The organism is Leptospira ognonensis (assembly GCF_004770745.1).
Lineage (GTDB): Bacteria > Spirochaetota > Leptospiria > Leptospirales > Leptospiraceae > Leptospira_A > Leptospira_A ognonensis.
In genome coordinates, this window is sequence record NZ_RQGD01000035.1 from 370,079 (window position 1) to 380,873 (window position 10,795).

The 10,795-nt window shown below is 38.4% G+C and carries 10 protein-coding genes; 5 read left to right on the forward strand and 5 right to left on the reverse strand.

The annotated features are described in order from the left end of the window. The first annotated feature begins 113 nt into the window (after positions 1-113). Positions 114-2,144: a 6-bladed beta-propeller gene (locus EHQ58_RS14745; protein WP_135624651.1), complete on the forward strand. Its 2,031-nt coding sequence runs from the start codon at positions 114-116 to the stop codon at positions 2,142-2,144. Continuing rightward, complete coding sequence (locus EHQ58_RS14750; RefSeq protein ID WP_167883643.1) at positions 2,083-4,146, forward strand: tetratricopeptide repeat protein; 2,064 nt, start codon at positions 2,083-2,085, stop codon at positions 4,144-4,146. The genes EHQ58_RS14745 and EHQ58_RS14750 overlap by 62 nt, the downstream gene beginning before the upstream one ends. On the opposite strand, the gene EHQ58_RS14755 is transcribed toward EHQ58_RS14750, so the two are convergent. Beyond that, positions 4,109-4,588 (reverse strand): hypothetical protein, encoded by a 480-nt coding sequence (locus EHQ58_RS14755; RefSeq protein ID WP_135624653.1) that lies wholly within the window; start codon positions 4,586-4,588, stop codon positions 4,109-4,111. The two genes, EHQ58_RS14750 and EHQ58_RS14755, sit on opposite strands and share 38 nt — an antisense overlap. 132 nt (positions 4,589-4,720) lie before the next feature. Between EHQ58_RS14755 and EHQ58_RS14760 the strand changes: the two genes are divergently transcribed. Beyond that, positions 4,721-5,206 carry an SRPBCC family protein gene (locus EHQ58_RS14760; RefSeq protein ID WP_135624654.1) on the forward strand — a complete coding sequence of 162 codons (486 nt, stop codon included), beginning with the start codon at positions 4,721-4,723 and terminating at the stop codon, positions 5,204-5,206. On the opposite strand, the gene EHQ58_RS14765 is transcribed toward EHQ58_RS14760, so the two are convergent. Then, entirely contained in the window at positions 5,168-5,623 is a 456-nt protein-coding gene (locus EHQ58_RS14765; RefSeq protein ID WP_210412825.1) for a methylglyoxal synthase, read from the reverse strand. The two genes, EHQ58_RS14760 and EHQ58_RS14765, sit on opposite strands and share 39 nt — an antisense overlap. A gap of 67 nt (positions 5,624-5,690) precedes the next feature. Here EHQ58_RS14765 and EHQ58_RS14770 point away from each other — a divergent pair, with 67 nt between their 5' ends. Continuing rightward, positions 5,691-6,473 (forward strand): FcpA-related putative periplasmic flagellar protein, encoded by a 783-nt coding sequence (locus EHQ58_RS14770; RefSeq protein WP_135624655.1) that lies wholly within the window; start codon positions 5,691-5,693, stop codon positions 6,471-6,473. 13 nt (positions 6,474-6,486) lie between these two features. On the opposite strand, the gene EHQ58_RS14775 is transcribed toward EHQ58_RS14770, so the two are convergent. From EHQ58_RS14775 to miaB, 3 genes are all read right to left on the reverse strand, one after another. Continuing rightward, entirely contained in the window at positions 6,487-7,320 is an 834-nt protein-coding gene (locus EHQ58_RS14775) for a hypothetical protein (RefSeq protein ID WP_135624656.1), read from the reverse strand. A 69-nt stretch (positions 7,321-7,389) separates the two neighbouring features. Continuing rightward, positions 7,390-8,997, reverse strand: coding sequence for an LptF/LptG family permease (locus EHQ58_RS14780; RefSeq protein ID WP_135624657.1), 1,608 nt, complete (start codon positions 8,995-8,997; stop codon positions 7,390-7,392). Next, positions 8,997-10,376 (reverse strand): tRNA (N6-isopentenyl adenosine(37)-C2)-methylthiotransferase MiaB, encoded by a 1,380-nt coding sequence (miaB, locus tag EHQ58_RS14785; protein ID WP_135624658.1) that lies wholly within the window; start codon positions 10,374-10,376, stop codon positions 8,997-8,999. Before miaB ends, EHQ58_RS14780 begins: the two co-directional genes overlap by 1 nt. Before the next feature lie 73 nt (positions 10,377-10,449). On the opposite strand from miaB, the gene EHQ58_RS14790 reads away from it, so the two are divergent. Beyond that, positions 10,450-10,795 (forward strand): DnaJ domain-containing protein (locus EHQ58_RS14790; RefSeq protein WP_167883644.1); only part of this gene is annotated, 346 nt, incomplete at its 3' end.

The window sequence follows — 10,795 nt, forward strand, 5'->3', positions numbered from 1 at the left end:
AAAAGTCATATCTGTCGAGAATAAAGAGGTGGAAAGCAAGTTTTGACGCAATTAAACGAGTTCTGGATTGACTTCTATATTATGTCCCATTAGATAGGAAGGGGGAACCTGTTTTGAGACGAGCCATCACAAGCCTAATCATACTTCTGACGACACAGATCCTCTCGATGGATTTTCCTAATTTTACGCTTGGGGAAGAAGCTGCCAAGGAAGAATTCAAACGTGGACTCACCTACAAGAACTTAAAACAATATTCTGCAGCTAAAGAGCGCTTTCAAAAAGCTGTTTCTTTGAAGAAAGATTTTTTACTCGCGAGACTAGAACTTGCGAACAACTACTTTTTGCTAGGCGAGTGGGAGCAAGCATTAGAAGAATTTGAGATATTATCATCGCAAAAAAAGAATGATCTGCTCATCCAAAGTAAAATTGAAATCCTTCGTCTTGCGATCGCAGGCGGAAGTACACCTCTTGAACGCATTTATTTTAAATCCTTAGATGGAGATAGCATTCGAAACCATCGATTTAGAAATCCTGTCGATATAACTTTCGATAATGAAGGTAACTATTATATTGCAGGATTTGGAACTTCCAATATCGTAAAGTTCAATGCAAATGGAGAAGCTATCGCCAATTGGAAAGGTAGTTTTACAAAAAAAATCGATAAGCCAGTGGCGCTAGGCTATTCTCAGAATCGAATATTTGTAGCTGATTTTGGTAGGGATGAAATTCTAATCTTTGATTTAAAAGGTAAGCTCCTGCAATCTGTAGGTGGTCCAGGAAGTGAGCCTGGGAAATTTCATGGACCTGCTGGCATTAGTTTCGATGAGACTGGGAGCTTTTATGTAAGCGATTCAGGAAACAATCGCATCCAAAAATTTAACTCTTCTGGACAATTTGAAATCCAATTTTTTGGTAATGAATTACAACTCTTAAAGAATCCTGCGGGAATTTTTTATTTTAAAAATCAAATCTATGTCGTCGACAAAGACAATGTTCGTATTTTGGTGTTTGATACTGATGGCAATGTTTTAAGCCAAATCAACAAACCCGAATGGAAGAGACCAAGGAATATTCGAATATTAGAAAACGAGATTTATCTAACGGATGAATTGACCGGAATTTGGTCTTATGGACTTGATATGGGTGAATGGAAATTACTCCCGAGGTTTCGTGACAAAAAAGGAATTTATAGAGTTCTCACTAGACCTTTTGCAGTTAACATCGATTCCTCGGGAACATTGTATGCACTTGATTACGCTAGACATAGAGTGGACGTTTTTACTGAAAAAAACAATTTAGTTGCAGGACTTGATTTAAAAATCGAGTCCATCGATACGTCAGATTTTCCAAATGTTCACATATACACTCGCTTAAAAAATAGATTGGGGAAAGAAATTATCGGTGTCGATCGACTGGCTTTCCGAGTCTATGAAAATGATAATATGACTCCTCTCTTCTCGCTTGCAAAAACGGAAAAAATCAATCAGAAGATGAATATTGCCGTCATCTATGAGAATAGCGAAAGTCTTGCTAAAGCAAACACTTTACTTAGCGATTCTCTGCAGCCGTTTTTTAGGTCCTTAACGGAATGGGATGAGCTATCTCTATACAGGGCGGGAAAGGATACGAATCTCATTCTTCCAAAAACGCAATCAAAATTTGAAATACTAGCAAAAATCAGAGATTCTAAGAAGGAAGACAAATACAACTTTGGAAAGGCTGCTGTAACTGCGTTATCAAAGCTTTCTCAAAACATGGGACCGAGGGCACTCGTTTTCCTAGTGAGTTCTGAAGCAAATGATAGTAGTTTTTTGCAATATTCGAAAACAAGAGTTGTTGAATATGCCCGCGCCCATTCCATCCCTATTTATGTACTTTCGACTTCTCCAAAAAAAGGGGCGCAAAGATTTTGGTCGGATCTCACCGAACCATCAAACGGTAAGTATATTTTGCTGGATGGCGAAGGTGACGAGCGCCATTTGTATCAAATGATTAGATCTCAATTGGACCAGAGGTATATACTTTCCTACAAATCGGATATTAACCCTGAATTGATCGATCGCTACATTGGTTTAGTCGTTGATGTTGATCATCGCGGAGTTAAAGGGAAAGATGAGGCAGGCTATTTTGTTCCTTCTGAATAGAATTTTGATCTTACTTCTATGTTTCGTTTGTGGAGCTCCCATTTATACGCAAACGGCTCTTGATGAATTGAATGTTGGAAAGGAAAGATTACAAAATGGGGACTGCAAAAAAGCCATAATTAATTTTCAAAATGCCTTAAAGCTTAATCCAAACTCTATTGAGGCAAAGCTAGGATATGCAGAATGCTCAAAAAACATGGGATCCTATAACGATTCAAAACGAGCATATACTGAGGTCTTAAGTCGTTCTGCCAAAAATTTTGAGGCAGTCATAGGACTTTCGGAAATCAATATCTTGTTAATGGAAGAAAATCTGATTCCTCCTAGAATCGACCCACTTTTAGAGGAGTTTCCCAATCATACGGGTCTAAGAATTCTCCAATCCAAATATTTACAAGCCATTGGTAAAAAGGATTTAGCGATCCATAAACTAGTTACTTTAAGCGAAAAACTAAACCATCCAGCCGATGTTGAAAAAATGTTAGCGGAGTTGTATTTAAAAAATAATAAGTGGAAGGAAGCTGAGGATAGTCTTTCGAGATACATTTCTCAGACGCCAAGTGATCCAACAGGATTCTACCTGCTTGCAAAACTTGCATTATACAAAAACTATTTTAATGTTCCGAATTTATTGAATCAATTACAGGAAGCAGAAGGAAATATTCAAAATGCTTTAAATTTAGATTCAAAACATGAGCCATCTCGTCTTCTTCTTGTTTATTTAAAGATGATGGAAGCCTACCGGAGTCGAGATTTAAATCAGGAACCACTTGAAAAAGGGTTTCGTCTTATTTATGAATTAGCGAGGGAATTTCCTGAAAATAAACACTACCATTCTTTGGAAGCGAGCATTGGAGAGGAGTTAAATCGAAAAGAATTCTCCGAATACCATTATCGTAGAGCCTTACAAATTGATGACTTAGATGAAATCGGTAGATTCGAAGCCGAGGAGTTTGCATTAAAACATCTGAAAGAAGAATCTAAGATGAGAAGAGAACTTGGAGGATACAGAAAAGAACGTTACCTTGCAGAAAAACATTCTCTATATTTCAAAAGTGCAAAATTCCACCTTTTGCGATCACGTGATTTAACTCCGTTTAATGTAAGAAATGAATTGATAGATATGTACGACTTGACGGGCGACTCGATCAGGTTTATCAATCTTCTCATCAAGTTTAGGGAAGAAGATCCTACAAATTTTAAACTTCAAAACAAGCTTGAATTCGCGATACATACGTTAAAACAATCCTTAGAATACCGAGAGGGCCTTTTTCAAATAGCTCCAAAAGGAATCGTTTACGACCCTATTTCATTTAGCCCAGAGGTTTTTGTCTTTGATTTGGAATCGCGAGTTCCCTTTCCAGAGCACTACCCAGGTGGGAGGCTTATCGCAAAAGCTCTTCGTTACGAATTGAAACACGTGTTTAATGTTCGGTTACCAGATGACAAAGAATTTTTAACTATTAGAAATGGAATCAAAGAGACAAACTTTCATCCTTTTACCAAAACGATTCCTTTTTCTGTAGAATCTCTGCATCATCTCGATTCAGCTCGTTTAAACAAAACGAAAATCCGATATGTTCTGCACGGAAATTATAAATTTGAAAATGACCTGATTGAAGTAGAAATTTCTCTCTATGATAGAGAGACTTCAAAGGATATTGGCGTTTGGAAAACGAGCCAGAAAGGTCGCGATAGCTTACCTACGATAGCTTCAAGAATCGCTGAAAAGGTAAAGCTCATCTTACCTATCAATGGGAAGATCCTTAAAATCAGAGAATCAGACGTGCTTATCTCCCTTGGAAAGATTGATGGATTAAATCTTAAATCATCTGTTCAATTTACGAGAAAAGGTAATGTTCTCATGGAGGGAGAAATTTTAGAATTAGGAAATGAAATCAGTCTGATTAGACCAAAAATGCGAGGTTGGGAAAAGGAATTGGCGACTGGAGATTCGGTATCGATCAAGCCAATGGCGGATACAAGCGTGAAAAGTAAATAAGAATGTATTCAGAAATTTCTTCTTCAATTTCGGCAGTGAACAGTTCCGCTTTAACTTCAATTTGAAATATTGTTCCTTTCGCATAACATGAAATGACATTCACATTTGTTAGGATCGATTTGATCGGCGGGTAGGAACAACCAGCGTCCGAAGACCAGGTTTGACCTTTTTTGGTAAAAGGTTTGTTCGCCCTGATTCGCTTGAAAGTTGCCCTTGGTGAATCCTCCCAGACTAAATCTATATTTGGATAAAAAAGATATTTTCCTTCCTCCTCTTCATAAGAAATGAGACCGTTGGTTAAAGATTCAAAATCTTCGCTGGAAATGACCTGTCCCAAGGCCTGATGGACTGGCTTGTCCAAAGAAGCTTGGACAAAACCAATGTGTACTGCGCCGCTCTTTTCCTTATCTCTCATGATTTTGATCTCTAAATGTAAGTCCATACCTCGCTTCCGCCTCTCAACTTCTAGACGATCTCGAGCCTTACTATCGAGTTTGAGCGGATTTAAGAGGAGAGCGGATTTTTTTTCAAAATATTTCGAGATTCGAGCAAACATGACACTCTAACTCATATCATGACTTATTTTATCTGCCAATCGGAATTTCAAAAAGATAAAGAATCCCTTTTTGCCTTCCATGAAGAACCCCGAGGATTCGAAGCCTTAGTGGCACTAAGCGCGGGTATCGAAGTGATACAAAAACCAAAATCTCTTGCCGTTGGTGAAACAGCCATTTTGCGTGTACCAATATTTTTAAATTTAAAGTCTACTTGGATCGCAAAACATATTCTCTACGAGAAAAACAAGCTGTTTGTAGACAAACAGATATCGGGGCCTTTCTCTTATTTTGAACACCATCACAAATTTAAAGAAATTTCGGATCATACATCCATACTCACAGATCAAATCGAAATACGTTTTCCATTTTGGCCTGTTAGTAAATGGTTCATTCTTCCCATTTTAAAAAAACAATTTAGCGAAAGGCATAAGATAACTGCAAAATTATTAAATTGTCAGTCCAAATTAATGTTTTGTGGGTATTCGGTTTCCGTAATCGATTAATTGGCGGTTGTATTCTTTTTCCATAAGTGGAGAAGAGATAAGAAAATCCGCACTCGACCTATTACAGGCCATAGGAATATTATACAATACTGCGATACGTAAAAGCGCTTTCACATCCGGATCATGCGGTTGTGCACTTAAGGGATCCCAGAAAAATACCATAAAATCAATCCCATCTTCCACAATCTTTGAACCAATTTGCTGGTCCCCACCGAGTGGTCCCGATATAAATCGGAATACTGGAAGCTGGATCTTTTCTTGGATCATCCGCCCTGTGGTCCCTGTTGCGGATAAATGGTGTTTGGCCAATGTTCCCTTATTGAAATGAACCCATTCCAATAAGTCCTCTTTTCGATTGTCGTGAGCAATGAGTACTATGTTTTTCACGACTTCCATTTTTCTTTGGATGATTGTCATAGATTGATAGTTCTTGCCAAGTTCCTAGTTACAAGGAAAGTTTAAAAAATGAACCTAGGAATGGTTGATGTTTTTCAATAAAAAATCTATTTTCATCTGTTTTGCCATACTCTGTCACTGGAATCTTTTTGCGGATGCCTCGAAAGTGGAACAAATACTACCAGGATCGCCTGATAAAGGTTCCCCATGGGGTGACGGTCCGACTCGTTTCAATGAGATCGAAATTCTTGATTTAGTAGACGAATCGAACTCCCAGAGGCGTTGGAAGGAGGCAAACAGGGAATATTCTCTCGCGATAGAAGGATTCGAAAATGCCATGAAGTCCATCGAAAAGAAAAGAGAAGATGCTAAAAAAATTGTCTATTACGAAGACAGATACGAATGGCAAAAAAAATCCAGGGCAGACAATAAAGAGAAAGCGTTTCAAAAACAAATTTTTGAAGCACGTAACCAAGCCAATGCGAAATTAATCAAAGGAATGTCCATCCTTGATAAAATCGAAAATCCAAAAGTCAAGGGAAGTGATCCATATTTAGATTTGAAAGCAGGTCTATATAGAGAATACATCAAACACCAGGACGCTTTTAAAAATTATTTGCAGAGCGCCGACTTTTTAGAGCGTTACATTGCACTTTCGGAAAAGCATGAAAAAGAGGCAGAGCCTCATCGACTTTTGGCACTCGCCTATGAAAAGTTAGAAAATGCCGCCGCAAAAGGCAAAAATCAAATGATTGCAGAAGAATGGAAAGAAGTTAAAAAGCGGCATCTTTTGCGCTTTGCTGAACTGCATTACGGTAGAGAGTCAAAAGAATTCACCGCGATCGAAGAAAAAGTGGCAAAGGATATATAAAGTATTCTATGGTTTATTTGATCATACCTAACTTCTTTTTAAGGGATTCATTTTCAGCAATCAGATCCCTAATTTCCTGCTCCGTATAATCAAAAAGTCTATCATGAGCCTTTAGAATTTTTTCCATATTCATTTCTTCAATTCTGGAATAATTTAACACTTGTTCTGTGGCTTTTTGCATTTCTAAAGCTTGTTTTAATTCCATAGATCGCAATTCATCTAATTGCTCAATGGCCTTCACGCGACCATGCAGTTCAATGAGCTCTTGATTTTTTAAGTCAGTAACCTTCTCCATCGCATGATTGATTCCCACTTGTGACTTTTTTACCTGTTCTTCATAGTCCAAAATTGATTTCAGAGCAGCATTTTCCTTTTTGGAATCTTCATACTCACGATGCGCAAGTGCAAACACTCCCTCGAAGAAACCAACATTTTCTAAACAGCTGCTTCCGATATCATGTACAGCCGATTTAAAAAACTCTGCTTGGATGCAACGATCTAAAATGATGCGAAGTTCACGTATGTGAAGCGGATTTTCTAAGACAAGATACTTTGCATTTGTCTGCACTTCTTCATAAATTTTTTCAGAGGCATCCGTAGAATGAACAATCAGAAGGGATAAGAGTGGATGCGAGTCAAAATCTTTTTTTAAAGTCGCGCGGATCTTCTCCCAATCCTCCCCAGATACTTGTAAGAAGAGAAAATTGAATTCGTTGTCACTGAATTTGATTTTTGTTAACTCAGCTAAGTTGATTTGATTGACTTGGATTTTGATCTTTGGGTGTTTCCACAATTCCAAAGGAAAAGGGCGATTTTGCGATACATTCCAAATAATAGAAGTTTTCAACTATTTTTCTCCGAGAGGTCTACATAATAGGAAACAGGTCACTTTCAGAATTTTCCAGCAAAATTTGAATTATTTTGCTTTCTTAAACCGATTTTTTAGCGAATCGAGAAATCCATCCCAACGATCCCTCGCCCGATAATAAAATCCCAATTTACTCCTGATTGCTTCTGGTAATTTTGCATCCGTCCGAGTGATCATAATGTATCCGGAAATGAGCGAGATGACGATATTGGCAGACCACGGTCCAAGCCAGTCAGGAACGTTAGCCTTGTAGGAAATACCAGTACCGAAAATGAAAAATAAATAATACACAAGTAGAAATACAACGGCAAGGGTAAAGCTCATTCCTTTACCTGAGCGTTTTACGACCAAACCTAACGGAAAAGATAAAAAGAAAAATATCTGACACGACAGAGGTGTGGCAAATCGTTTGTGAACCTCAATGTTAAAAGCCGTTAACGTTTTTTTAGATTCATTTAATAGTTCATTTAACTGTGAATAGACGGCAAACTTCTGAGTCAGATCTGACTGGCTGGCACCGCCGCCTTGGGCACCAGTTAGCATTTCAATCTTTAACTTCTCAACAATTTCACTAAGTCCATTGATCCCTTTGATTGATAGTCCCATCTCATTTAACATCTCAAGACCCGGAATTTTTTCCAAACCCTCACTTTCTAATGCTCCTCGAATTTGTAGAAGCATCGGAAGTGAAAAGGTATCTGGTTTAACGTTTATACCTAAGGTTTTGGTTTCTTTTTTAGTAGGAACATTATAGTCCATTTCCCCATTTAAAAAATTTGTAACGCTGATACCTTCTGTTTCGGTATTCCACTCGATGACAAATCCCTTTTTTAAACGAATGGATTTTTCATACTCACCCTTGGGATTTTTTTTCTCTACAAGTAGACCCTCATTCGCGTTGATTATCTGTATCACACGCGAACCTCCCATCGGTACCATGAGATTGTTTAGAATGATGTAGTCAGTGCCTTGAGCAGATATTTGCCATTCTCTAATTTGGACTTTGCTTAAATTTCCTTCATTGTCCACACCCCCAGAATACATGGTTCTTCCCTTCTCTGCGAACAAATCTTGTGTCTTGTCTCCTGAAAACTGCCCAGGTTGGATGGCTAGCAAAGGATTATATGTGGCAATCCAGTTATCAAACTCTTTCATCTTACGAGTATTTTCTGGACCCAAATAAAAATTAAGATAGGCGACTATCATCGTCATGAGAAATCCAAAAATTAGAAAATTAGAATATATATAAGGGAAGGACACCCCTGAGGCCCTCATCGCCGTAATTTCCGAGTCGCCCGATAGCCTGCCTGCCGCCATGATTCCAGACATCAAACAAGCCATAGGAATGGTCATGGGAAGCGTATTTCCAAAAACATATCCCATATAATCTAAAAGCCGAAAGAAATCGATCCCTTTACCAACGAAAAGACCAATCATTTTTTGAATGGCAACTGCCATATAAATCATCGTGAAAAAAGACAAAGCTACCAGGAAGGGACTGAGAATCTCTTTTAGGATATAAACTCTTAATATAGGCGGTTTGAATTTTTTGAGAAAACCTCCTCCGCGATCAGTTTCTACAATGAAATCCGGAGGAAGATCACTCTTGGAAAAGACGCGAAGTGACCTAAGATCGACTTTCTTTTCTTCGCTCACTAAACTAAATGACCTCGAAGAGTAGCGCTTGTTACGGAGTCTATTTGAACATTAACGGATTTACCTAACCAATCAGTTAAATTTTGACCCATTCCTTCTGGTATAGGAAAAACAACCATCTTGCCACAGTGGGATCTACCACATAACTCTACTTTGCTTTTTTTAGATGTATTTTCAACCATCACATTGAAGACTTTTCCAATTCTCTCCCGATTCTTTGAAAGGGAGATAGAAGATTGTAAATCGACAAGTTCAATCAGTCGAGAGGACTTATCCTCCTCTGAAACATCATCAACAAACTTTCTTTTAGCGATCGTTCCTTCTCTTTCTGAGTATTTAAACATATAAGACATATCATAGCCAACAGCTCTGACAACATCCAAAGTTTCTTCAAATTCTTCGCGAGTTTCGCCAGGAAAACCAACAATAATGTCCGTCGTGATACCGACATCGGGAATTTTTGTTCGGATCAAATCCACAAGATCAAGATACTCTTGTTTCGTATAGCTACGCTTCATATCCCTTAGGACCTTATCATTCCCAGCCTGAAGCGGGAGATGAATCTGCGAAGAAAAACGATCCTCTTTTGCCATCAGATCTAGCAAATGCAATGGAAAATCTTTAGGATGAGGAGAGGTAAATCTCAATCTCTCGATTGTGGTTTCACTTAGGATTGTCTCGATCAAGGACGAAAAATCTTCCTGATCATGCAAATAGCTATTTACGTTTTGACCAAGCAGCGTGACCTGTCTGACTCCTAGAGCTTCCAATTTTAAAATCTCATTTACAATGGATGCAGGCTCCCTACTTCTTTCGCGACCTCGCGTGTAAGGAACCACACAAAAGGTACAAAAATTATTACAACCACGCATGATCGTAACAAAGGCCTGGATACCGTTAACGACCCTCGGTTCTAATTCATCATACGTTTCCGTCTTCGATAGCCGTGTCAGCTGTACGTCCCGTTCACCACCGCGAATTTTTTGAATGAGCTCCGGAAGAGATCGATAATTGTCTGGACCTACGATTAAGTCGAGAGGCAATTCTTGGTGAAATAAATCCTCTCCGAGATTTTGTGCCATACACCCGAGTACACCAATCACAAGATTGGGATTTTTTTTCTTTAAGTAACCTAGAGACTGCAAGCGACTATAGATTTTCGCATGCGCATTCTCCCTTACGGCACATGTATTTAAAAAAATGATATCGGAATCTTCAACGCTCGTGGCATTTCCATAGTTTTCCTTTCGGAATAGCTCTCTGACAATCCCAGAATCATACTCGTTCATTTGGCAACCGTAGGTTTCTACAAAAACCTTTCCTAGGTCAATTGATGCTTCTGGTTTCGTTAAGAGCGAATTCGGGGATTGGACTTCCATATTTCTATCATTTTTGGAAAATTGAAGTTGTAAAGCAAAGATAATCCATTTCCAATCGGAAAGGAACAATCGTATGGCTTTGGTAAGAAGAGAAACTCATTACGAAATTTTAGGCTTAGACCGAAACGCTTCCGCCTCCTTAGTCCAACGCCAATTTCTAGAGCTTCAATCCTTCTGGGAAGCTCTCGCAATAGAATCTCCTTTTGAATCGGAACTCAAACTGATAGAAATACAAAATGCCTTTTCCATTCTATCTGATCCAAATCTGAAGCAAACATATGATGAGACTTTGGATTTTGAATTTGTCCTTCTCGATGGAAAAACCAAGGACGTAGATATTGAAGAGGCTTACGAGATATATAGACAAAACCAACCAAAAACATACCAAGAGATTCTAAAGGATTTTCAAAAATTCAAAA